Annotated in this window: 20 protein-coding genes and 8 tRNA genes; all 28 read right to left on the bottom strand. The window is 50.7% G+C overall.

Annotated features, from left to right (window positions below; all coding sequences use genetic code 11):
• Nucleotides 1-4 precede the first annotated feature (4 nt).
• The 28 genes from larE to CLFS41_RS05675 all read right to left on the bottom strand — a co-directional run bounded on the left by larE (nucleotide 5) and on the right by CLFS41_RS05675 (nucleotide 22,070).
• Nucleotides 5-820 carry an ATP-dependent sacrificial sulfur transferase LarE gene (gene larE / locus CLFS41_RS05810; protein ID WP_045091730.1) on the bottom strand — a complete coding sequence of 272 codons (816 nt, stop codon included), beginning with the start codon at nucleotides 818-820 and terminating at the stop codon, nucleotides 5-7.
• Between the two features lie 2 nt (nucleotides 821-822).
• Complete coding sequence (gene larC / locus CLFS41_RS05805; RefSeq protein WP_045091729.1) at nucleotides 823-2,412, bottom strand: nickel pincer cofactor biosynthesis protein LarC; 1,590 nt, start codon at nucleotides 2,410-2,412, stop codon at nucleotides 823-825.
• Nucleotide 2,413: 1 nt separating this feature from the next.
• A complete protein-coding gene (gene larB / locus CLFS41_RS05800; protein ID WP_007868382.1) occupies nucleotides 2,414-3,157 on the bottom strand; it encodes a nickel pincer cofactor biosynthesis protein LarB in 744 nt (247 codons plus the stop codon).
• Nucleotides 3,158-3,159: 2 nt separating this feature from the next.
• Complete coding sequence (locus CLFS41_RS05795) at nucleotides 3,160-3,771, bottom strand: ATP-binding cassette domain-containing protein (RefSeq protein ID WP_007868383.1); 612 nt, start codon at nucleotides 3,769-3,771, stop codon at nucleotides 3,160-3,162.
• Nucleotides 3,768-4,691 carry an ABC transporter ATP-binding protein gene (locus CLFS41_RS05790; RefSeq protein ID WP_007868386.1) on the bottom strand — a complete coding sequence of 308 codons (924 nt, stop codon included), beginning with the start codon at nucleotides 4,689-4,691 and terminating at the stop codon, nucleotides 3,768-3,770. Before CLFS41_RS05790 ends, CLFS41_RS05795 begins: the two co-directional genes overlap by 4 nt.
• A gap of 74 nt (nucleotides 4,692-4,765) precedes the next feature.
• The gene (locus tag CLFS41_RS05785) at nucleotides 4,766-5,599 is read right to left on the bottom strand and encodes an ABC transporter permease (protein WP_045091728.1); all 834 of its coding nucleotides are present in this window, start codon (nucleotides 5,597-5,599) and stop codon (nucleotides 4,766-4,768) included.
• Entirely contained in the window at nucleotides 5,599-6,582 is a 984-nt protein-coding gene (locus CLFS41_RS05780; RefSeq protein ID WP_045091727.1) for an ABC transporter permease, read from the bottom strand. Before CLFS41_RS05780 ends, CLFS41_RS05785 begins: the two co-directional genes overlap by 1 nt.
• A 30-nt stretch (nucleotides 6,583-6,612) precedes the next feature.
• Nucleotides 6,613-8,328, bottom strand: a complete 1,716-nt coding sequence (locus CLFS41_RS05775) for an ABC transporter substrate-binding protein (protein WP_045091726.1) — start codon at nucleotides 8,326-8,328, stop codon at nucleotides 6,613-6,615.
• 333 nt (nucleotides 8,329-8,661) lie between these two features.
• Nucleotides 8,662-9,324 carry a sce7726 family protein gene (locus CLFS41_RS05770; protein WP_045091725.1) on the bottom strand — a complete coding sequence of 221 codons (663 nt, stop codon included), beginning with the start codon at nucleotides 9,322-9,324 and terminating at the stop codon, nucleotides 8,662-8,664.
• A gap of 218 nt (nucleotides 9,325-9,542) precedes the next feature.
• The gene (deoC, locus tag CLFS41_RS05765; protein ID WP_045091724.1) at nucleotides 9,543-10,178 is read right to left on the bottom strand and encodes a deoxyribose-phosphate aldolase; all 636 of its coding nucleotides are present in this window, start codon (nucleotides 10,176-10,178) and stop codon (nucleotides 9,543-9,545) included.
• A 4-nt stretch (nucleotides 10,179-10,182) separates the two neighbouring features.
• Nucleotides 10,183-10,959 (bottom strand): uridine phosphorylase, encoded by a 777-nt coding sequence (gene udp, locus CLFS41_RS05760; RefSeq protein ID WP_007868398.1) that lies wholly within the window; start codon nucleotides 10,957-10,959, stop codon nucleotides 10,183-10,185.
• Nucleotides 10,960-11,084: 125 nt separating this feature from the next.
• Nucleotides 11,085-11,525: a cytidine deaminase gene (locus tag CLFS41_RS05755; protein ID WP_045091723.1), complete on the bottom strand. Its 441-nt coding sequence runs from the start codon at nucleotides 11,523-11,525 to the stop codon at nucleotides 11,085-11,087.
• A 13-nt stretch (nucleotides 11,526-11,538) separates the two neighbouring features.
• Nucleotides 11,539-12,264: a Crp/Fnr family transcriptional regulator gene (locus CLFS41_RS05750; protein ID WP_007868404.1), complete on the bottom strand. Its 726-nt coding sequence runs from the start codon at nucleotides 12,262-12,264 to the stop codon at nucleotides 11,539-11,541.
• A 35-nt stretch (nucleotides 12,265-12,299) separates the two neighbouring features.
• Nucleotides 12,300-13,442 (bottom strand): BMP family ABC transporter substrate-binding protein, encoded by a 1,143-nt coding sequence (locus CLFS41_RS05745; RefSeq protein WP_007868417.1) that lies wholly within the window; start codon nucleotides 13,440-13,442, stop codon nucleotides 12,300-12,302.
• A 45-nt stretch (nucleotides 13,443-13,487) separates the two neighbouring features.
• Complete coding sequence (locus tag CLFS41_RS05740; protein WP_045091722.1) at nucleotides 13,488-14,441, bottom strand: ABC transporter permease; 954 nt, start codon at nucleotides 14,439-14,441, stop codon at nucleotides 13,488-13,490.
• Complete coding sequence (locus tag CLFS41_RS05735) at nucleotides 14,438-15,616, bottom strand: ABC transporter permease (protein WP_045091721.1); 1,179 nt, start codon at nucleotides 15,614-15,616, stop codon at nucleotides 14,438-14,440. Before CLFS41_RS05735 ends, CLFS41_RS05740 begins: the two co-directional genes overlap by 4 nt.
• The gene (locus CLFS41_RS05730; protein WP_207740152.1) at nucleotides 15,606-17,120 is read right to left on the bottom strand and encodes an ABC transporter ATP-binding protein; all 1,515 of its coding nucleotides are present in this window, start codon (nucleotides 17,118-17,120) and stop codon (nucleotides 15,606-15,608) included. The genes CLFS41_RS05735 and CLFS41_RS05730 overlap by 11 nt, the downstream gene beginning before the upstream one ends.
• A gap of 455 nt (nucleotides 17,121-17,575) precedes the next feature.
• Complete coding sequence (locus tag CLFS41_RS05725) at nucleotides 17,576-19,429, bottom strand: 5'-nucleotidase C-terminal domain-containing protein (protein WP_082082505.1); 1,854 nt, start codon at nucleotides 19,427-19,429, stop codon at nucleotides 17,576-17,578.
• A 296-nt stretch (nucleotides 19,430-19,725) separates the two neighbouring features.
• Nucleotides 19,726-20,490: a GNAT family N-acetyltransferase gene (locus tag CLFS41_RS05720; protein ID WP_045091720.1), complete on the bottom strand. Its 765-nt coding sequence runs from the start codon at nucleotides 20,488-20,490 to the stop codon at nucleotides 19,726-19,728.
• 6 nt (nucleotides 20,491-20,496) lie between these two features.
• Nucleotides 20,497-20,892, bottom strand: coding sequence for a VOC family protein (locus tag CLFS41_RS05715; RefSeq protein ID WP_045091719.1), 396 nt, complete (start codon nucleotides 20,890-20,892; stop codon nucleotides 20,497-20,499).
• A 313-nt stretch (nucleotides 20,893-21,205) separates the two neighbouring features.
• Nucleotides 21,206-21,285, bottom strand: a tRNA-Leu gene (locus CLFS41_RS05710).
• A gap of 60 nt (nucleotides 21,286-21,345) precedes the next feature.
• Nucleotides 21,346-21,429 (bottom strand) — tRNA-Leu (locus CLFS41_RS05705).
• Nucleotides 21,430-21,439: 10 nt separating this feature from the next.
• Nucleotides 21,440-21,512: transfer RNA gene (locus CLFS41_RS05700), tRNA-Val, on the bottom strand.
• 38 nt (nucleotides 21,513-21,550) lie between these two features.
• Nucleotides 21,551-21,624 (bottom strand) — tRNA-Asp (locus CLFS41_RS05695).
• A gap of 45 nt (nucleotides 21,625-21,669) precedes the next feature.
• A tRNA-Ile gene (locus CLFS41_RS05690) sits at nucleotides 21,670-21,743 on the bottom strand.
• A gap of 43 nt (nucleotides 21,744-21,786) precedes the next feature.
• Nucleotides 21,787-21,859: transfer RNA gene (locus CLFS41_RS05685), tRNA-Thr, on the bottom strand.
• Between the two features lie 28 nt (nucleotides 21,860-21,887).
• Nucleotides 21,888-21,959: transfer RNA gene (locus CLFS41_RS05680), tRNA-Glu, on the bottom strand.
• A 38-nt stretch (nucleotides 21,960-21,997) separates the two neighbouring features.
• A tRNA-Asn gene (locus CLFS41_RS05675) sits at nucleotides 21,998-22,070 on the bottom strand.
• Nucleotides 22,071-22,073 lie beyond the last annotated feature (3 nt).

Raw genomic sequence — 22,073 nt, 5'->3', positions numbered from 1 at the left:
CCTCTTATCTGTTTTCTTCAATCCCCACATCCATACTTCCTGAACGGAATCCCTCCATATCCAGGGTCACATAGGTAAATCCCAGCATTTTCAGCCTGCGGACCACTTCCTCCCTCATCTCCAGCAGGCTGGGAAATGCGCTCTGGTCCACCTCCAGCCTGGCGATCTGGCCATGAAGGCGCAGCCGTACATTGCCCCCTAAAACACTCTTAAGGTACTCCTCCCCATGGGCGATCCGCTCCAGCACCTCATAGTCAATTTTTGTATTATACGGCAGCCTGGTAGCCATGCAGGGGGTGGAGGGCCTTGATGCCACAGAGATATTGTACTCGGCGGCCATCTCTTTAACCATCTCCTTTGTAATATGCAGCTCCGCCAGAGGGCTTATGATCCCCAGTTCCCTCAGTGCATGGATTCCCGGACGGTACACGTGCATGTCATCCTCGTTGGTGCCGTCCAGGATCCAGCGGACCCCCTTTTCCTGTGCCAGATCCTTCAGCGTCATAAACAGATGGCGCTTGCACAGATAACAGCGGTTTTCGGGGTTGAAGCGTATTTCCTCCTGCTCCAGTTCATCCACCTTTATGACCTGGTGGATTCCCCCCAGCTCACCGGCCACCCGTCTGGCGATCTCCAGGTCACAGGATGGGTGGAGCCTGCTGTCAAATGTCACTGCGTACACCCGTTTCCCTGTTTCGGCAGCCGCGTCAGCCGCCAGTTTAAGGAGCAGGCTTGAATCCACTCCCCCGGAAAACGCAAGGCAGATATCCTCTGATGCCAGTTCCCTCATCCTGTAATGGAGCATTTCCCTTTCATTCATATTTACAATCCTTTCCCCTGTGCTTCCATCTGCACTTCCCGGTATACGGTCATAAAGTCCCGCCCTGTTTCACGGCAGATGCGGCGCACACTCTCATACTCCGGATAATAAAATCTCTTATCCTTATAGGCGCATACCTTTACCTCCGCCTGGCCGCAGTCCATGTCCACACTCATCTTTTCCCTGGAAAGCACGGTCCTTGTCACCGGGTACTGTCTGATCCCAATGGTCGTGGTATGGATCAGTATGATATCCTCCAGCTTTTCCCGGTCCTCTTTCCTGCACAGCACGGACAGAGTGTACGCAGGCCTGTTCTTTTTCATAAAGATCGGTGTATACCACACATCCGCAGCCCCTGCCTCTAAAAGCAGTTCCATTGTAAAGCCCAGGATCTCTCCTGTACAGTCATCCAGATTGGTCTCCATCATCCACATGGAACAGCCATTCCAGGAAGTTTCCCCTGCCGTGTCTCTGTCATAGCCCAGGTCTTTGTTATAGCCCGGGCCGTTCCCATGATCCGTTTCCTTGTCTGCTTGCGATGTCTCCATCAACATGGCGCGGAGCACATTGGCCTGTTTAAATACCCGGTTTCCTGCTCCCATTCCGATCTTAAGGATCCGGCAGGAATCCGGCAGATGATCCATGGTGCGCAGCGCTGCCGCAATCGCTGCCCCGGTAGGGGTGACCATCTCCCCGTCATTGTCCGTAAGCCTGAGATCCAGCCCATAAGCTGATGCAATATTGGCCGTGGCCGGAACGGGAACAGGGAGGATCCCATGCTGGCAATGTACATGGCCATGTCCCTCAGACAAGGGTGACACCACCACGTCCTCCACTCCCAGGTTGTCCACACACACCGCCACACTGATGATATCCACAATGGAATCAATGGCTCCCACTTCGTGGAAATGCACCTGTTCCAGCGGCAGACCATGGGCCTTGGACTCTGCCTCGGCCACGATCCTGAACATCCGGCGTGCTAAATCCTTCACATGGTCATTGGATTCCAGCCTGTCGATGATCTGGTATATGTCAAAAAGATTTCTGTGCACATGGCCATGGTCATCTCCGTGGGAATGAGAATGCTCATGGGGGTGTTCGTGGCTGTGGGAATGTTCATGGCTATGGGAATGTTCATGCTCGTGGATCTCCTCATGGGGATGGACATGCTCATGGATCTCCCACTGGTCATGAGTATGGGACTGCGCCTCTGCATGATGGTGGCTGTGCTCATGCCCTTCCTCATGACCATGGCTGTGCTCATGCCCTTCCCCATGACCATGGCTGTGCCCATGCCCTTCCCCATGCTCATGACTGTGCCCATGCCCTTCCCCATGCTCATGACTGTGCTCATGCCCTTCCCCATGTTCATGACTATGCCCATGTCCGTCCTTTTCCAAATGCACATCAAAATCATAGGAATCCAGCCCGCACACGTTCTTCCGCCCAAAGTGCAGATGATATCCGCCCACTCCCAGGCTTCCAAGGGCGTGTTCCAACACATGCCTGTCCGCGCCCAGATCCAAAAGCGCCCCAACCGTCATATCTCCGCTGATCCCTGAATTACATTCCAAATACAATATCTTTCCCATTTTATCTTACCGCCAATCTGTTTATTTGCGTGGCCAGGTAACCGGCCCCGTATCCATTGTCAATATTTACAACTGAAATTCCATTAGCGCAGGAATTCAGCATGGTCAAAAGAGCTGACAAACCATGAAAACTGGCCCCATAGCCCACGGATGTGGGGACCGCGATCACCGGGCAGTCTGCAAGACCTGCGATCACAGTGCCCAATGCGCCTTCCATTCCCGCCACTGCAATGATGCAGTTGGCTTTCATGATCCGGTCCCGCTGGGAAAGCAGTCTGTGGATGCCCGCCACTCCCACATCAAAGATCCGGTCCACCGCGCATCCGAAATACTCCGCTGTCTGCGCAGCTTCCTCCGCCACGGGTATATCCGCCGTGCCGCCTGTGCATACTGCGATCAGCCCTTTTCTTTCCTTGCCCGGGCGTTCCACCTTGAGGATCCTGGAGATGGGGTCATAGACCACCTCCGGCACAGCGGACTGGACCAGCTTAAACTGTTCCCCGGTTGCCCTTGTTCCCAGCACCTCCCCGTCCCGCTCATAAAACCGCCTGTAGATCTCCAGCAGATATGCGTCCGGTTTTCCCTGGCAGAACACAGTCTCTCCAAATCCCGATCTGAGTTTTCTGTGATGGTCCAGCTTTGCATATCCCAGATCCTCATAGGGGAGATCCTTTAAAACCTTTTGTGCATCCTCTATGTCAACTGCCCCTGTTTTCACCTTTTCCAGCAGTTCTCTTACGTCCATCTTCAAATTTCCTCCTTTAAATCCACAATCCTGGTGCACACCCGCTCCAGCAGTTCCCCGGAGTGGCTCACCACCACCAGCCCGATCCTGCGGCGGCCAACCTCCTCCAAAAGGAAATTCCATATCTGGCTCTGTGTGATCAGGTCCAGCATGGTGCTGATCTCATCCGCCAGCAGAAACCGCGTCCTTTTTCCCAATGCCCTGGCAATGCAAAACCTCTGCAGCTCCCCTCCGGAAAGCTCACCCGGGAACCGGTTCATCCAGTCCGGTTCAATTCCCAGACCATTCAGGATCCGTTCCTCCACCCCGTCCCCTTCCTTTATGACCTCCGCCATCCTGAGCCGTGGATTCACGGACATCTCCGGGTGCTGCCACACCATCTGAACCGGGCAGTAGGGTCCATAGCCGGAAAGAGGCTTTCCATCCAGCAGGACACGCCCATGGTCCGGATCTTCATATCCGGCAAGTATTTTACAAAAGGTGGTCTTTCCAAATCCGCTGGGCGCCGTGATCCCTACCCGCTCATCCTGCTCCAGGCTCATGCTCACATTGTTCAGTATCTTCCTGTTTCCATTATCATATTGAAAGGAAATGTTCTCCGCCGCCAGTCTCATGGTACCGCCTTCCTACATTTTACCATACCGCCCCTATAAGAGCGATACTCTATTTCTTCCAAACAGCCGGGATCCATATGGGGACATCTGGGTCCGTATGGGCAGCCGGGTGGAAGATCCTTCACATAGGGCTGTGCGCCGGGCTCAGCCTCAAATCCATGTGCCGGCATCGCCCTGAACAAAGCCCTGGTATAAGGATGGCGCAGCCCTTCCTCCCTCTCAAAGTCAGACACGGCCGCTTCCTCCACATTGGTGCCCGCATAGAACACCACGATCCGGTCAGCCACCTCCAGCGCCAGTTCCAGGTCATGGGTGATCAGAAGCACCCCTGCCCCCTCATCCGCGATCTCCCGAAAATGTGACAACACCCGCTTGGCCGCGCTGATATGCAGACCCGGTGTGGGTTCATCCGCGATCACCAGCTTTGGTTTTTCCATCACGGCAGTGGATATCAGAATCCGCCTTGTCATTCCGCCGGAAAGCTGGAACGGATAAAGCTCTTCCGTCTCCTCCCCCAGCCCATACCTGCCGGTGACTTCCCTGCTGCGGGCTCTGGACGCCTCATCCTTATGCCCCTTTCTCACCTGGTCTCCCACCTTCATAAGGGGATCCAGATAGGAAACACTTTGGGGCACCAGGACCATCCGGTTCCCCCTCAGTTCCTTTACCCGCTTTTGTGTCAGTTCTTCCCCCTCAAAGGAAATTGTCCCCGACCATGAAGCATTGGCCGGAAGCAGCCCCATAACCGCGTGGGCCAGCAGGCTTTTTCCTGAACCGCTGGAACCAACCACGGCCACGATCTCATGTTCTTTTATATTGACGCTTAAATCCCTGATGACAGGAAGCTGCGTCTTCCTCCATCCCCTCTCATACTGGGAAAATGAGATCATCAGGTGTTCCACTGATAATATTGTCTCCATACCCCTAATCTCCTTCCATTCCCGGCCGTGTGCCGCACATCTAAAGCTCATGGCGCCAAGTCCATGCCCCTGTTCTACAGATGGGCCTTATTGGGATTGGTCAGCGTCACCAGGGTGTCGCCGATAAAATGGAACAGCACCACCACAAACACCAGCAGCAGTCCCGGGAACAGGGCCAGCCACCATTTCCCCATGGTCAGATACTTCATGCTCTCAGACAGGATCACACCGATAGCCGGCTGTTCCGGGGGAAGTCCGAACCCAAGGAAGGTAATGCTTGCCTCGTGGAGGATGGCGTGGGGAAACAAAAGGACCACGCCCACCAGCACCTGCGGCAGCAGATGGGGCATCATGTGTTTCCACGCGATCCGCACTTTTCCCATTCCAAGTTTGCCCGCTATCTTAATGTACTGGCTTTCCTTCAGCTGCATGACCTCCGCTCTCAAAAGCCTTGCCAGGGATGTCCAGTGTGTCAGGGAAATCCCTATCATCACACCCCAGAATCCTTTACCGGCCGCAAAGGAAATAAGAATGAGCAAAAGGATATGGGGGATCCCCATGACCAGGTCAATGATCCCTGCCACAATTCCATCCGCCGCCTTTCCCAGGCAGGCTGCCGCTGTTCCCATAAAGCAGGCGATCACCGCACTCACCGCCGCGGTCAGAATGCCGATCCTTATGCTCAGCGACAAGCCCGTGATGGTCCTCACAAACATATCGCGCCCCATCCAGTCTGTCCCAAAGGGATATTGAAGACAGGGAGCCAGATTCTTTCTGGAAAAATCCGTCACCATGGCTTCATCCGCCAGAACCCTTCCTCCCACTGTAATGGCTGCCAGAATCAGGGCTGCCATGATCAGAAACAGGAACAGGGTCTTACGCCGGTTCCACTCTGAAAACCATCCCATCACCCAGCCCTCCTTTTTCTGATCCTCGGGTCCACAACCTGGTAAAGTACATTTGCAGTGAGATTGCCCCCGAACACAATGGCGGCGCTGATCATGGTGATACCCAGCAGCAGCGGCACGTCCCCTCCCAGTCCGGCCGTAACAGCAGCACGTCCCAGTCCGGGATAGGAAAACACCTGTTCCACCAGCACTGAACCGCCGAAAATTTCACTGACCGAGGCAAACTGAAGGGTCATGGCCGGAAGCAGGATATTGCGTATTCCATGCCGTTTCACGATCTCCCACTCCGACTCCCCTCTTGCCCTTGCAAACAGCACATAATCGCTCTCCATCACCTCTGCCATCTTCTCCCTTGTATGAAGGGCGATATTGGAAATGCCGGTAATGGAAAGTGCAGCCACCGGAAGGATGCCGTGGACCAGCCGGTCCCCCAGGGTGACCGCGGACGCCTCCATTCCAATGGGAACGCTGAGCCCAATGGGAAGGATCTTCAGCCACACCGCAAACACCATCAACAATACCAAGGCCAGCCAGAAAGCCGGCGTGCTGGCAGTGACAAGGGCGTACCCGGAGATCAGCTTATCTGTCAGCCTTCCCTTCCTGGCTCCTGCAGCCACCCCCAGCACAAATCCCACCACGCCGGATATCACCCAGGCCGATGCCATCAGCCACAGGGAATTGGCCAGCTTTTCCCCAATCACCTTGGAGACAGGCCGGCGGTACAGCAGGGACATCCCCATATCCCCTTGCAGAAAATCTCCTGCCCAGGACACGTACCGTTTCACAGGCGGCGTGTTCACGCCCCAGTACTCCTCAAGCTGTGCGATCTGCTCCTGGCTCATGCTTCCCAGCGCCGCCTGCCCCACATTGGTCTTTAACGGATCCAGGGGCGACACGGTCACCAGGAAAAATGCCGCAATGCTGACCAGCACAAGAAGCACGCCCAGCCGTATGATACTCCTTCCAACCTGTCTCAAACTCATGTCATCGTCCTTTCATCCAAACCACAAATCCTATTCCCAGCTCCACTGGTCCACATTATTCACAATCGTCCAGCCATGGCCGTGGGGATGAAGCTTCTGGTCAGCCACCTTAAGGTTCTCCCTGGACCAGTACAGATGGTCAATGTTCACCAGCCAGATCCACGGAATATCCCCGTCCTGGGTTATCCCTGTATTTCCATCCCACTGCGCCTTTTTCCACAGCTCATAGGACTGCTCCAGATCACTGGATGCCAGAGCCTCATCCATATAGCGGTCCACGTTCTCATTGGCATAAGGGGAATACTCCGCCACACCGGAGTCCTTTATGGTGTGGTAAATATTGTAAAGTTCCATGGGCGTATGGGCGCCCCAGCCCCACATCAGCGGCTCGGCCTGGGCCCTGTCATAAGCAGTATCCCATCCCACGCCCTCTGTCTTTACCTCGATACCCACCTTTTTTAACTGGTTGGCCGTGTCTGCCGCCAATGCCTGACGCACAGAATCACTGGCAGGATACATAAGGGTCATGGATGCCCTGACGCCATCCTTTTCCCGGATCCCATCGCTGCCCGCTTTCCAGCCTGCCTCCTCCAGGATCTGCTCCGCCTTCACCGCATCATAGGAAACCTTTGCAGCGTCATTATACCAGGGCATCTTGTCACACACACTGTAGGCCGGACTTCCGAATCCGTTGAGCACATTGTGGATCATCTCATCCCTGTCAATGGCTAGATTGATGGCGCGCCTGACCTGCACATCGCTGGTAAAATCATTTCCCAGGGGGATACCGTCCTCATTCTTCCCTCCTGCCGAAACAGACGGCAGGTTAAATCCCCTGTTATCCACTGTCTCAAAGGATAAAAGTTCATATCCCGGCAGGGCCTGGTCAGAGTAGGAAGCCGCTGTATACGCCAGATCCGCCTGTCCGGACATGACCGCCGCATAAGCTGCGTCTTCCTCCATGAACAGGATCGTTACCTTTTTCATTTTCGGCTCTTCCCCGTAATAACCAGGGTTTGCCTCCAGGATCACCTGCTGTCCCTTATCCCACTGCTTCAGCATATAACGGCCTGAACCCACCGGGTGTTCCCCGTATCCTGCTCCGTAAGCATGTTCGGGCACGATCCCCACAATTGCCATGGTATAGGGCCAGATGGAATACGGTCTGTTCATCCTGAATTCCACCGTGGTATCATCCAGGGCAGCAGCCTCCTTCAGCATGGTAAAATCATTGACTGAGCTGGTGTCCCTCAGTGTATTATACGTAAATGCCACATCCTCTGCCGTCAGCTTTTCCCCGTCTGTAAATGACACATCATCCCGTATGGTCACGGTCCAGGTAAGTCCGTCATCGCTGGCCTCCATTCCTGTTGCCAGGTCATACCCTATTTTCAGATCCGTTGTGGTCACGGTCAACGTGCTCTGGATCAAAGGCTCATGTACATGCTCTCCCGCTCCCCATCCGTAAGCCGGGTCAAATCCCGCCTCTGGTTCCGATGTGGGCCCCATGACAACTATGACATCGTTCCTGTCCGTTCCTGCCTGTGATGTCCCCGGCTGTGATGTTCCCGGCTGTGGTGCTTCTGACTGTGCCCCTTCTGACCGTGACACTTCTGACTGTGGTGCTTCTGACTGCTGTCCATTTTCCGGCTGTCCGGTTTTACTTGCACTGTTCCCCCCACATCCGGCAGCCATCAAGGTCACTGCCAGGATCGCCGCCACGGTATAGCTTATTTGTTTCTTCATTCCCGTCCTCCTCTAAATCATGAAATGCCATCCCTGATTCCTCAGGTCCAACTGTTTTATTTTTTCTCTGCCGCCCTTTCAAGACGCACAAAAATACCAGGAAACTAGACTTATCCCTTAAGGATAAACATACCTTCCTGGTATTTTCCTGATATCATATCTGATTTGCTGCTGATCTGCTGCTCTTGATCCAAATCCACTTATGGATCATAAAAAACTTCAACTCTTTAAAGATGTTGACTTCTGTCAACCGTTAATGAAAATTATACGAAAATCTTTGTGGCACGTCAATCATTTTCTATTAAAATCCATCCATATTCTATGTTGTGACAGTCACATCATCCCACTGCGTGATCCCGTCCTCCTGCGCCGTGCTCTCCGCTTTCCCACGGTTCCCTTTTCAGATGCCGGCCTGTTCTGGCTTTTGTACTCCCTGATCACTGCTTCGATCCGTGTATAATCCCGTTCAAACAGTTCCTCGCTCACCAAAAGGGACCGCTGCTCCTCCGGAACCTTTTGGATCATTTTCTCGATCACAAAGGCCTTACTCTTTTCCTTATATCTGGGCATTTGGGTCAACTCCTGAATGTGCACCAGCTCCGGGCGCCACAAAAGGCTGAGCTTGCGTTTCCAGTTCATCTGAGGATTTTTCCCTGCCTCCCGCCGAATATAAAAATCAATCCCCTCCTGTGTCTGCTCCACTGTAATGATACCCCACCATTCAGGGACATGTTCCTGTACATGGGCCCCATGGGTGGAACCTGCCACCACGATGTTTTGGTCAAAATACCGGTCATAATCCCTGACCTGGCGTTCCAGGCGCACATAGGTGTCCGCATCACTTTTTATTTCAATCCCTGTCAAACGCCCCGGAAGGACCATCACAATATCCGCCCTTGATCTTCCCACCTGTTTTTCTTCTATGATCCTCATTTTGCCATAGGTTTCCTCCAGAAACTCAAAAAGAGGTTCCCTAATATCCTTGTCATACAGCATACTTTAATCGTTTAAACTCCTCTGCCTCCGTCAGTCCGCGGGCTCCCTGCCCCTCTGACATATTCTGTAATAATTCTACTATAAACGCACAAAAAAGGACAGCCATTTCTGACCGTCCCCATTACCTTTACATCTCCATGATCCATATCCCTGCACATTTCATATCTCTGCACATTCCATATCCCTGCACATTCCATATTTCTGCACATTCCATATCCCTACGGTATCAGCCTGCTGGTTCCCAGCCGGTCGGCTCCCAGGGCAATAAAATCCTCCGCGTCCTGTAAAGATGCGATCCCGCCCGCGGCCTTGACCTTGACCCGGGGACCGGAGTGTTTTCTCAATAACGCCACATCCTCCCGGGTTGCTCCGCCTGTGGAAAAGCCTGTGGAGGTTTTAATATAATCCGCGCCGGACTGCGTTACCACACGGCACATTTCCTTCTTTTCATCTTCCGTTAACAGGCAGGTCTCAATGATCACCTTCAGGCATTTTCCGGCGCAGGCAGCTTTTATCTGTCTGATCTCCTCCAATACCTGTTCGTAAAGCCCTTCCTTTACCATCCCGATATTAATGACCATATCGATCTCATCCGCGCCGTTCCTGACCGCGTCCTCTGTCTCAAACACTTTAGCGGCCGTGGTCATATTGCCGTTGGGGAATCCGATGACCGTGCAGATGGCCAGATTTTCCCCTGTATACTCCTTGGCGCGCTTCACATAGCAGGGCGGGATGCATACGGAAGCAGTTGCATGTTCCATTCCCTCCCTGCAAAGCGTCTCGAACTGTTCCCATGTGGCGGTCTGCTTTAACAGCGTATGATCCACCCTGCCCAAAATATCCTTCTTTTCCATGTTATCAGCTCCTGTCTTCCTTGATCAGCCTGCGGATGGCTTCCACCGCCACCTTGATCGCAGCCTCGGTGTCATGTACAATGGGATTATCCAGCCCCGCATTCTGCCGTTCCTGGTTACCCACCACCAGGAAATCGGAGCCGCAGCGCACGCGCAGATGGCTTGCTGCAATAAATAAAGCCGCGGATTCCATCTCAGACGCCTTGCATCCCATGCGCTTCCATGCCTCCCACTTATTGAGGAGCTCATAGCTTACCGGCATCCTTTCCGGTTCATGCTGTCCGTAAAATGCATCCTTGCACTCCACAACCCCTGCATGATAGGTATATCCCAATGCCTTTGCCGCTGAAACCAGCGCGTTGGTCACATCCAGGTCCGCCACCGCGGGATATTCGATGGGGGCGTATTCCTTGCTGGTTCCCTCCATACGGATGGCTCCCGTGGCAACTACGATGTCCCCGCCTTTTACATTCATCTCCATCCCGCCGCAGGTTCCCACCCGGATAAATGTGTCCGCGCCGCACAGCACCAGCTCCTCCAGGGCAATGGACGCGGAGGGGCCGCCGATACCGGTTGAGGTCACACTGACCTTCTCCCCGTCCAGCCAGCCTGTATATGTGATATATTCCCTGCTGTCCGCTACCAACCGGGCATTGTCAAAATGCTTTGCGATTTTCTCACAGCGCTTCGGGTCCCCCGGCATGATCACATAGCGGCCCACATCGCCTTTTCTAATCTGTAAATGATATTGTAATCCTTCTTCTCCAGAATAATTCTGCATGCTGCTTCTCTCCTCACAAGGGCGTGTCTTAACATTGGTTTTGCCAGCTGCACGTCCGATCCTCTTATTCTTTTCCACGTCTTTTGATCGTAGGCTTTCCTATGATGTTTTAGGCAGAGCGGCCGTCATTTGCGGGAATCCGCAGGCACTGCCTCCTTCAGGTTATCCGGCCCAAAACCCAATGGCAGCAGTTCTTCCAGGAGGAACGTCCTCACCTTGCCACCGCCGTTTTCCAGAATGATCCTGAAGGTTTTTGGATCGCAGAATTCCGTCATTACCTGACGGCAGACTCCACAAGGGGCACACATCTCCCCTGTCCGGCCTTCCCCGGGACCACCCACGATCGCAATTGCTTCAAATTCCCGTTCTCCCTCTGATACTGCTTTAAAAAACGCGGTGCGTTCCGCACAGTTGGTGGGACCATAGGAGGCATTCTCAATATTGCATCCGAGATAAACCGTTCCTGATCTTGTAAGAAGCGCTGCCCCTACCCTGAAACCTGAGTATGGGGTATATGCCTGTTCCCTGCCTTTGCAGGCCAACTCTATCAGCTCTGTTTCATTCATCCTTTATTCCTCCCTACTGCTCGATGATCTTGGATATGAACCCCCGTATCATTTCATACTGTTCCATATCAATGGATATTTTATTTCCCTGGCGTGAGATCCATCCGTCATCCTCAAACTTTTTTACTGCCCGGTTCACTGTCTTTACACACAGACCGGAGGAATCCGAGAGTTCCTGCCTTGTACTGCTGATCTGAAGCACGCCGTTCTTCTCATATTTCTGGTACATGTCCATCAGCAGCAGCGCCAGACGGTCGGAACCCTGAAGAAACAGATAGGCCCGGCTGCTTCTCCCCTGTTCCAGGAGATATTCCCCAATGGCCTTTGCCTCCTGCTTCAGGGCGCGTATATCTGTCCTGAGCCACTCCGCGAATTTGTCCCTGGGTATCTTCACAAAGGTACAGGGGGTTACTGTCTGGAGGGTGGTCTTGTAGGTATCCAGATCCATCACCACCTCCATCCCGCCCATGGCATACAGGCCTTCAAACCGCATAAAGTCAAAGGCGATTCCGTATATACGGTAATCTACGGCCTTGATCACGCCCTTTCCGATAAAGAAAATGGCGTCCGCCGGTGCATTTTCCTTGACAAATATAACGTCCTTGTCCATCTCGACAATCCGGAAGGAGTCCATCAGCCAGGCCGGGGCGCTGCAAAAATAATCCTCAAACTGCTGTCTCCGTCCCTTATCCAATTCATTCAAAAAAGGCAATGCCCTGCACAAACTGCTCATGTCCATGCTGATAGTCCTCCTGATTCCCAATTGTACTTATATTACTTGATCAAATCAACCTTCACGATGTCGGTTGGAACAGCACTGGCCTGCGTTGCAACCGTGTCATTGGCAACCTGAATGGTTCCGTCCTTCAGCATTTCATACAGCTCATCATACTTTTCCTGGGTAAACACCTTAAACTTAGATGTCTCCATGGGGAGCATGATGCCGTTTTCCTTTGCATCCAGTGTCACTGACTTTCCGCCCTCAAAGTTTCCGTCATAATATCCTGCAACCGCATCATAAACAGAATCGCCCAGATTCTTCATGGCTGAGGTGATAACGGTAGCAGACTCGGAAGACTGATCCACGTCCACGCCGATCACCACTTTGCCTGCAGACTCCGCAGCCTTCATAACAGAGTTGCCCACACCGCCGCCGCAGGCGAAAATGCACTCGGTCCCTTCATTATACCACGCTGCCGCCTTGGCATTGTTCTCCGGTGACGCGTCAAAATTTCCAACGTATGTATACTTAACTGAAACACTCCCCGGCTCAAGCCCCATCTCCTTGGCAGCCGCGTCCGCGCCCTGGATGAAACCGTAGCCGTAACGGATCACTGCAGGAACAGCAATACCGCCCATGAAACCTAACTGAGTATACCCTTCCGTCACAGCCGCATAGCCTGCCAGGTATCCGGCCTGCTCCTCCGCATAGAAGATTGACAATACATTGCTTTCGATCTTAACATCATCGCCGGACTTAGGTTCCGCATCAATGATAATGAACTTAATATCAGGATACTTAGTCTGTGACTCATAGATGGGAACCTCGAACAGGAAGCCCGGTGTCACGATCACCTTTGCCCCGCCTTTTACAGCAAGGTTGATGGAGTTGATACAGGCCTCATCCGACTTCTCATTGGGCTTATAATACTTGCAGGTCAGGTTGTTGTCCTTGGCATATGCTTCAAGTCCCTCCCATGAACCCTGGTTAAATGACTTGTCGTCAATGGTACCCACGTCCGTGATCAGGGCCAGTTCATATCCCTCCTGGGAACTGCCTGCTTCTGCGCCGCTCTCAGCCGCTGTCCCGGCGCTGTTGGAATCCGTGTTGCCGGAAGCTCCCGGTTTCTGTACACATCCGGCAAGACTTGCCGCCATGGCTGCTGCCAATACCACACTTAATAAACGTTTCTTCATTTTTACTTCCTCCATTTTACTATTTATTTTAATTAATTAAAATCACTATCTGCTTCCCTTGTCATATGGGATCCCCTCTGCCCTGGGCGCCTGGGATGCCTTGGATAAAAATGCCAGAACGACCAGGGTTGCGATATAGGGGATCATCTTATATACCTCATTGGGTATGGGCAGGGATTTTAACACCGGTATGGCCGAATAAGCGCTGGCCAGCGTCTTCATGATGCCGAAGAAAAATGCCGCCATCAGTATTTTGTTGCTTCTCCACTGACCAAAGATCAATACCGCGATTGCCAGGAAACCGTAACCGGCCACGCTGGCATTAAAGTTGGTGGATGTTGGGATCACGAATACCAGGCCTCCGATCCCACCCAGCACACCGGATATGATGACCCCGGCGTAGCGGATCTTTACCACGTTCACACCCACGGAATCCGCCGCACCGGGATGCTCGCCGCACGCCCGAAGCCTCAGTCCGAACCGTGTGCGCTTGATCACAAATGCTGCCGCAATAAAGATCAGGATCCCCAGGTAAGTGGTGATGTAACAGTTTTTAAAGAACATATCTCCCAGCACCGGAATATCCCCCAGCACCGGCACCTTATCAATATGAAATGTGTCATTAAACTGGATCTGCTGCACTCCCTGGATCATCCGCGCCGTGAAAATAGCAAAAGCAGGCGCGAACATGTTTAGGGCCGTACCGCTGATGGTCTGGTCCGCTTTCATGTTGATGGCTGCAAATGCATGGAGCAGTGAGAAAATTCCTCCGGCCACGCCCACGATCAGAATGGTCAAAAGCAGCAGTCCCTGTCCGCTCATCCTGTCCTGGAAGGTATTGATGAAAAAGATTCCCACAAAGGCTCCCATTACCATAATGCCCTCAAGGGCAATGTTGATCACGCCGCTGCGCTCCGAGTACATTGCACCAATGGCCACAATCAGAAGCGGGATTGCAAAATACATGGTCTGCTGTACAACAAAATACAATACGCTCATCGCGTGCCCTCCTTTCCGGTCTTAGCCCCCGGCTCCTGCTTCTTTGCTCCATCTGCATCTTTAGTTCCGGCTGCCTTACCCGCCTCCGCCTTTTTTGACTTGCGCATCTGGATTTTATAGATCAGTGTGCGGAACAAAAGAGACAGCGCGCCGCAGTAGATGATGGCCGCAATTATGATATCGATCACTTCCGGCACAAAATCAAAGAGCTGCATATTGTACCCGCCCACTGTGATGTGTCCGATAAACAGTCCCGCAAACAGGATCCCCACGGGATTGGAAAGTCCCAGAAGGGCAACTGATATTCCTGAAAAACCTTCCGGCGCGATCACATCCAGCACCTGCATATATTTTCCCGAATTAGCCAGGTATAAAAGGGCTCCGCCAATTCCTGAAAGTGCTCCTGCGATCACCATGGACAGTACAATGTTCCGCTTTTCGTTAATACCCGCATATTTGCTGGCGTCAGGATTCTTGCCGCAGGCTTTGAGTTCATATCCGAAGGTAGTCTTATTCAGTATGACATAGATCAGGATAACGAACAGGATCGCTATAAGGATCCCCACATTGATGTTGGTCCCGGGAAAGAGGCGGTCAAGACCGGCCTTGGGTAAATTAGCCCCTGCCGCCACTGGAAGCGTCTGGTTCTTAACCTGGTCATATACGGTCTTCTGGATCAGCATGTTAACAAGGTACATGCCGATATAGTTCATCATGATGGAGGCGATCACCTCATTTACATTAAAAAATGCTTTTAAGAATCCTGGTACAAACCCCCAAATGGCACCGGCCAGCAATGCTGCCATGAGCGCCACAAGGCAATGGACGCCTGCCGGAAGAAAGGTGAACTTAACTCCCACAAATACCGCTGCGAAAGCCCCTGCCGTAAACTGCCCCGAGGAACCGATATTAAAAAGTCCTGTCTTAAATGCAAACCCCACGGAAAGTCCTGTCATAATGATCGGTGTTGCCAGGTAAAGCATTTGCCCGATCCCCTGGATCCCATCTGTAAATCCTCCCTGAAGCACCATCATGAACCCATAAAAAGCCTGTCCGGGATTGCTGGCAAAAAGGATGATCAAGCCGAATAGAAGCCCGCAGATGATCGCAAGAATGGAGGAACTGAAATTTACGATCCCCTCTCCATGAAACAGATTCCTACACTTATCTTTCATACTCCACACTCCTTTTTGCTCCAGCCATATACAGGCCCAGTTCCTCTGTGGTAATTTCCCCGGGATTCAGATCCCCCACAATCTCCCCTTCATACATCACCAGGATCCGGTCGCTGATGTTCATGACCTCATCCAGTTCCAGGGATATCAGCAAAACAGCTTTTCCTGCGTCCCTCTGGGCGATCAGCTGTTCATGGATATACTCAATGGCTCCCACATCCAGTCCCCGGACCGGCTGCACTGCTATGACGATCTCAGGATTGCGGTCCAGCTCCCTTGCAATAATCGCTTTCTGCTGGTTTCCGCCCGACATCCCCCTCACAATACTCTTTTCGCCCTGGCCGGAGCGGATGTCAAACTTTTGGATCAGGACTTTGGCATATTCCCTTATGGCGTCAAACCTGAGGAATCCATGTCTCTGAAACCGCCTTGTGTAATAGGACTGAAGCACGAGATTTTCCTCCAGTGTATCATCCAGTACCAAACCGTGCTTATGCCGGTCCTCAGGAATATGGGCCATGCCGTCCAGACATTTCTGCCGGATGGATTCCTTTGTGATATTCTTTCCATTGAGGATCACCTCCCCCTTTTCCACGGGCATCAGTCCTGTAATCCCATAGACCAGTTCCGACTGACCGTTACCGTCAATACCGGCCACACAGAGGATCTCCCCTTTTCTTACCTGGAAGGAAACATCTCTGACAGAATCCTTTCCTGAATGCCTGGATTTTATGGTCAGGTTCTTCACCTCCAGGACGGCATTCCCAGGATCCATGTCCTGCTTTTCAATAATGAAATTCACTTTCCTGCCAACCATCATTTCAGACATTGCTTCCTTAGAAGTCTCCGCCACATCGATGGTCCCAATATATTTCCCTTTGCGCAGAACGCTGCACCGGTCCGCCACTTCCTTGATCTCATTTAGTTTATGGGTGATAAAAATAATGGACTTTCCTTCCTTTACCAGCTGTTTCATCACCTTCATCAGTTCGCTGATCTCCTGGGGTGTCAGCACGGCCGTGGGTTCATCGAAGATCAGGATCTCATTGTCGCAGTAAAGCATTTTCAGGATCTCAACTCTCTGCTGCATGCCCACTGTAATGTCTTCTATATAAGCATCAGGGTCAATTTTAAACTTATACCGTTCGCTCAGCTCCACCACCCGCTTCCTGGCTTCATCCATCTTGAGAATGCCCATGTTTGTGGTTTCCCTGCCCAGCACGATACTTTCCAGGACCGTAAAATTATGTACTAATTTAAAATGCTGGTGAACCATCCCAATCCCCAACGCATTGGCATCATTGGGATTGTCGATCTTTACCTTTTTCCCGTTCATGAGGATTTCTCCCTCCTCCGGCTGGTACAAACCAAAGAGGACACTCATAAGGGTAGATTTTCCCGCCCCATTCTCCCCAAGCAGCGCATGTATTTCCCCTTTTCTCACCTTCAGGGTAATATCATCATTGGCTTTAAAACTTCCAAACTGCTTGGTAATGTGGTTCATCTCAATTACATATTCCACATCCGTACCTTCCTTTCACTGTAAATTGATCCATCAAACTGATCCATCAAAGTAATCCTTTAAAGTAATCCTTTAAAATAATCCTTTAAAATAATTTCTCAAAATCCGTTCCTCAAAACAACGTTTTGTTCTGCAACAATATTAAAACATTTGTGAAATTTGCAAAAGGACTCCAGTCCTTTTTTGAGTATTAATTTGTTTTTCAGTTATATTATCCATAAATTACGTTTTACTTTTATGCAATATGCACATATTTTTAATGTGCTTTTTATCAATGATCATAGCGGCTAATAAACAGATCCATAATTTCTGTCCAGTTAGCAAAATAAAATAGCGTCCCCGGCTTTGGTTCCCCCCTTAAGGAAAACCGCTGCCGGAAAACGCTATCTTATATTTCTGCAATCATTATTTCCGCCTGGGAATGCGATACAAGCTCCCTACTTTTTTAAATCCTCCACTGTCACCGACTTCACATTGGGAGTCCTCTGGTCATCTGACATGGGAATGGATATTTTCCCTTCTTTTACCAATTCCACTGCCTTATTATGATCTTCCTCATTCCAGGTATTCCCGGTGATCTTCCAGTTATGGTCAACCTCCGGAACGAGCACTCCGTTTTTTACATTTACAATATAATCCGCGATCAGCTCCCTGACCCCGCCTATATTTCCTTTGACATCCATTTCCAAAAGCTCCGGAAGCACTTCCCCCTCCTGGTATACGGTGCCGTAATTGAGCAGTTGGGTACCGGCCCTGTAATTATTGACCGCCACTATGAATACATCGTCATCCAGAACCGGAGTCCCGTCCTTCTTAGTCAGGTTTTCGATCCGGCTGCCCGGTTCCTTTGACACGTTGATCTCATAATTAACTCCTGCAAACATATCATAATTAAACATACGGATATCCGGATTAAACGAAACCGTCAGATCCCCATCCATGTATGTATTATAATATTCCGCACTCCACTCCATGTAGGTTCTCAGCTGTTTGCCGGTCATTCTCAGCTTGTACAGCGTATTCGTGTATTTATAGATCAGCGAAACATCCGACTTCTTAATATCCCCTGCTCTCAGATTTGAGTCCTCATTAAACAGGGCTGCCGCAGAAACATCCGCATCCGTATAGTACATCTGAACCTGGTTGATAAGGTCCAGCATGGCTGTGTCTTCAATGGCTGCCTGGGGAATCCCCGGAATCTCATTTTCCGGCGCAAGGTCGCCGCCCTCTAACCTTCCAATGACAGTGTTAGCCACCTCTTTGGCACGTTTATCGTACGGCTCCAGCTCTGCCATTAACTCGGCTTCCGGCTCATATCCGCTGATCTCAATGCTCTTTGAATCCCTGTCTGTGACCTGATAATTACCATTTTCATCCTTTTCCAGGGTAATATCAATCTGGGCCATGGTCTGGGCGCTGTTCTTATTTTCTACCACAAGCACATTGTTTATAAGCCTTCCTTCCACCAGCTTGTGCTCATGGGCAGCCAGGATCACATCCAGCTCCGGGCACTTCTCGGCTAGATCCGTGACACCGGAATCCGGCACATCATACTCATTATCCTCCCCCATATGCTCTACAGCGATTAAGAGGTCCACTTTTCCTTCCAGTTCGTCAATGGCCTTTTTCGTTTCATCCACCGGGTTAGTAACCGTGCACCCCTGCAGATTGACAGAGTCCCACTTGGTAATGTTGGGGGTCACCATTCCAATCAGGCCGATTTTAACTCCGCCTTTTTCTATCACTGTGTATGGATCCGCAATGGCCTTCCCTTCCTGGTCCAATACATTTCCCGTAAGGATCTTTGCATGGTTCTGGGAAAGGATCCGCTTTAATGTATCCATCCCATAATTATATTCATGATTGCCGGTCACGCATACATCATAACCTACTCTGTTCATGGCCAGGATCATTGGATGTATCTCATCCTCAATAAACAGGTCGGCAGAATTGTCCTGGATCACATCCCCCACATCAACTACCAGCGTATTCTCATTGCGCAGTTCTTTGACAGCGGTAGCCACCTGTGCCACACTACCTGACATGCTCTCTTCATTCAGAGCATAGTCATAGGGAACAAACTTCCCATGCATATCACTGGTAGCCAGGATACGGATCTGCACCGCCTCATTCCCCTTTTCCTCAGCCGCATCCGCCTGTGTCCCCTCTGTCGTCCCCGGCGCAGTTGATTCATTTCCCAGATCAGTATTCGCGCCCGGCTTTTTTGCACACCCTATCCCCGATAATGCCACTGTCAATACCAACATCATACTCAGAACAGCCTTTTTCATATTACTTCCTCCAAATTAATTATTTTCCTCTACGGAGATCATGGATTTTACAGAGATCATGGGTTTTACCATCTATTATCATGCAGCAAACCATAATCACCACAGGAGCTGTTCTTAATATTAAATTATATGTGCATTTTTTTATAGGACTGGTGTCCGATTTTGGATCAAAAATATTTCTTTGTTACTTTATGCTATTATTAAGGATTATTTTTGTACATATATACCATATCGCTGTTGACTTAAATAACTGTATTTCTGCAGAATAATTCTGTAGAATACTCCTGCCTTTTCCCTTACCTCTCTCTGATACGCTCCCACAGCTTTGCAAAACTCTTCTCCGACAACACCTCATTGGTAACAAACTTCCCATTATAAAACAAGGCGTAGGTGGTGAACAACACAGGCGCTGACTGTGCGGCCTCCCTTGAATCTATCTTATGAAGCCTGCACTCCATTCCCTGGCCCTTAATAATATCGGCCAAGAGCGGCGCATACTTCTCTGTGTGAGGACATTGGTTAGAATAATAGAGGACCCAGCCCATCTCATCGATCCTGCCGTCCTTGGCACATGCTTTCACCCACGGCACGCCGGCCTCACTGTCAAAAGGCAGATACAGCAGTTCAAAATAAGGGCTGGATGTATCTGCCAGTTTGAAGCCTTTATGCCTCATAAATCCCGGATCAGACAAAAAAGGCATTTTCTTCTTGGAAGAAATGCAGACCAATCCCAGCTTTCCCTTGTCTTTGCTGTCCTGAATGCACTGTTCCATCAGGCTGTCCCCGTATCCCTTACCCTTATATTGGCCGGAAGCCCACAGACAGTCAATATACATATATCCCTTGGCCTCAATGGGCGCCCAGGCGTATTCAGCCGGTATATATTCAATAAAAACCTTTCCGCGCACATCCAGCTTATTAAAAACAAGTCCCTCCTGCAGTCTGTCCCGAAGCCATTCTTTCTTAGATGCCACGCAGTTCTCCCCTTTTTTATCGGAAATGCAGCAGCATATATGTTCCTTATCCAGGTTGTCCATTGTTATGCGTTTAAATTCTTCCATCGTACCTTAATCTCCCTTCACAAATGAACCGATCTCCACCAGATTTCCCTCCGGGTCCGCCACGTAACAGGTACGCTGTCCCCAAGGTTCTGTTGTAGGTGCCATGACAGGGACCGCGCCCTTTGCCACCACCGTCTTAAAAGTCTCATCCACGGCTTTATAATCATCAACACTCAGCGCAATCTCAAAATGCCCATTCACCTGATCCGCATATTGGAACTGCTTCCCCGTCATACTCTCAAAATCCCTTCTGCCATAAAACAAAAACAGAGTCCCATCCTTTTCCAAAAACACATTACTGCAATTCTCGTCTTCCCTAATCTCAAATCCAAGCACATTCCGGTAAAACCGTATCATTGTCCCCATGTCCTTAACAAAAATACCAAATCCATCTAATTTCATATGCCGCTCTCCTTTAATTCACTGTTCCCTAGTCCGTCCTTCCTTAAGCCGTTCTTCTTTAAGTCATTCTTCTTTAAACATTTTCTGCCTTAAACATATGCTAAAATTACACTGGCTTTTTTATTATAACAGGTCAAACATGACAACTATATGTCATATTATAAACATACCTTATGATCCATTCAAAATTGGCCCCGCCATACAACACAGAATGCCGTACATCAAATGCAGCACATCAAAATGCAACATCTCAATTTGCAACATCTCAAAAAATGTAAGAAAAAAGAGCCTTATAAAATAAGACTCTATCGCATGCGGCTAACAGGACTCGAACCTGCACGGTCTCCCAATGGGACCTAAACCCATCGTGTCTGCCAATTCCACCATAGCCGCTAACCCAATATAATTACAAGAAAAGTCCCAATACCTTTCAGCATCAGAACTTAATTGCAATGCGGGTGGCCGGACTTGAACCGGCACGGTATCGCTACCGAGGGATTTTAAGTCCCTTGTGTCTGCCTATTCCACCACACCCGCATAATACAAATGGGGCCTACAGGGCTCGAACCTGTGACCCTCTGCTTGTAAGGCAGATGCTCTCCCAGCTGAGCTAAGACCCCAAAATGCATATAAATTGTGTCGCATTATAAAATGCAAACGACCCGGAACGGGTTCGAACCGTCGACCTCCGCCGTGACAGGGCGGCGCTCTAACCAGCTGAGCCACCGGGCCATTATGTTGATTATATAGTTCTCAATCTGCTTTAGTTAGGAAGAGTGGACCTTCGGGGACTCGAACCCAGGACCGACCGGTTATGAGCCGGTTGCTCTAACCAACTGAGCTAAAGGTCCGAACTATATTATCTTTGATTTTGATTACTGCTTTTACAGTAAAAGCCGATGATCGGACTCGAACCGATAACCTGCTGATTACAAATCAGCTGCTCTGCCAATTGAGCCACATCGGCATATCTTTGATGAACACATTCGTTCAAATGACCCCAACGAGATTCGAACTCGTGTTACCGCCGTGAAAGGGCGATGTCTTAACCGCTTGACCATGGGGCCTAAATTAGGTAGTGGTCGCCATGGACTTCCACTAAAAACTCCCCGAGTAGGACTTGAACCTACGACAGCGCGGTTAACAGCCGCGTGCTCTACCGACTGAGCTATCGAGGAATA

The organism is Clostridium sp. FS41, from assembly GCF_000954015.1.
Lineage (GTDB): Bacteria > Bacillota > Clostridia > Lachnospirales > Lachnospiraceae > Enterocloster > Enterocloster citroniae.
The sequence above is the reverse complement of the archived record's forward strand: the minus strand, read 5'-3'. Positions and strand labels throughout refer to the sequence as shown.

What these genes read in the sequence shown, in the direction of transcription:
- larE (WP_045091730.1), bottom strand. Translation starts at nt 820, where the DNA reads ATGAATGAAAGGGAAATGCTCCATTACAGGATGAGGGAACTGGCATCA.
- larC (WP_045091729.1), bottom strand. Translation starts at nt 2,412, where the DNA reads ATGGGAAAGATATTGTATTTGGAATGTAATTCAGGGATCAGCGGAGAT.
- larB (WP_007868382.1), bottom strand. Translation starts at nt 3,157, where the DNA reads ATGGACGTAAGAGAACTGCTGGAAAAGGTGAAAACAGGGGCAGTTGAC.
- CLFS41_RS05795 (WP_007868383.1), bottom strand. Translation starts at nt 3,771, where the DNA reads ATGAGACTGGCGGCGGAGAACATTTCCTTTCAATATGATAATGGAAAC.
- CLFS41_RS05790 (WP_007868386.1), bottom strand. Translation starts at nt 4,691, where the DNA reads ATGGAGACAATATTATCAGTGGAACACCTGATGATCTCATTTTCCCAG.
- CLFS41_RS05785 (WP_045091728.1), bottom strand. Translation starts at nt 5,599, where the DNA reads ATGGGATGGTTTTCAGAGTGGAACCGGCGTAAGACCCTGTTCCTGTTT.
- CLFS41_RS05780 (WP_045091727.1), bottom strand. Translation starts at nt 6,582, where the DNA reads ATGAGTTTGAGACAGGTTGGAAGGAGTATCATACGGCTGGGCGTGCTT.
- CLFS41_RS05775 (WP_045091726.1), bottom strand. Translation starts at nt 8,328, where the DNA reads ATGAAGAAACAAATAAGCTATACCGTGGCGGCGATCCTGGCAGTGACC.
- CLFS41_RS05770 (WP_045091725.1), bottom strand. Translation starts at nt 9,324, where the DNA reads ATGCTGTATGACAAGGATATTAGGGAACCTCTTTTTGAGTTTCTGGAG.
- deoC (WP_045091724.1), bottom strand. Translation starts at nt 10,178, where the DNA reads ATGGAAAAGAAGGATATTTTGGGCAGGGTGGATCATACGCTGTTAAAG.
- udp (WP_007868398.1), bottom strand. Translation starts at nt 10,959, where the DNA reads ATGCAGAATTATTCTGGAGAAGAAGGATTACAATATCATTTACAGATT.
- CLFS41_RS05755 (WP_045091723.1), bottom strand. Translation starts at nt 11,525, where the DNA reads ATGAATGAAACAGAGCTGATAGAGTTGGCCTGCAAAGGCAGGGAACAG.
- CLFS41_RS05750 (WP_007868404.1), bottom strand. Translation starts at nt 12,264, where the DNA reads ATGGACATGAGCAGTTTGTGCAGGGCATTGCCTTTTTTGAATGAATTG.
- CLFS41_RS05745 (WP_007868417.1), bottom strand. Translation starts at nt 13,442, where the DNA reads ATGAAGAAACGTTTATTAAGTGTGGTATTGGCAGCAGCCATGGCGGCA.
- CLFS41_RS05740 (WP_045091722.1), bottom strand. Translation starts at nt 14,441, where the DNA reads ATGAGCGTATTGTATTTTGTTGTACAGCAGACCATGTATTTTGCAATC.
- CLFS41_RS05735 (WP_045091721.1), bottom strand. Translation starts at nt 15,616, where the DNA reads ATGAAAGATAAGTGTAGGAATCTGTTTCATGGAGAGGGGATCGTAAAT.
- CLFS41_RS05730 (WP_207740152.1), bottom strand. Translation starts at nt 17,120, where the DNA reads ATGAACCACATTACCAAGCAGTTTGGAAGTTTTAAAGCCAATGATGAT.
- CLFS41_RS05725 (WP_082082505.1), bottom strand. Translation starts at nt 19,429, where the DNA reads ATGAAAAAGGCTGTTCTGAGTATGATGTTGGTATTGACAGTGGCATTA.
- CLFS41_RS05720 (WP_045091720.1), bottom strand. Translation starts at nt 20,490, where the DNA reads ATGGAAGAATTTAAACGCATAACAATGGACAACCTGGATAAGGAACAT.
- CLFS41_RS05715 (WP_045091719.1), bottom strand. Translation starts at nt 20,892, where the DNA reads ATGAAATTAGATGGATTTGGTATTTTTGTTAAGGACATGGGGACAATG.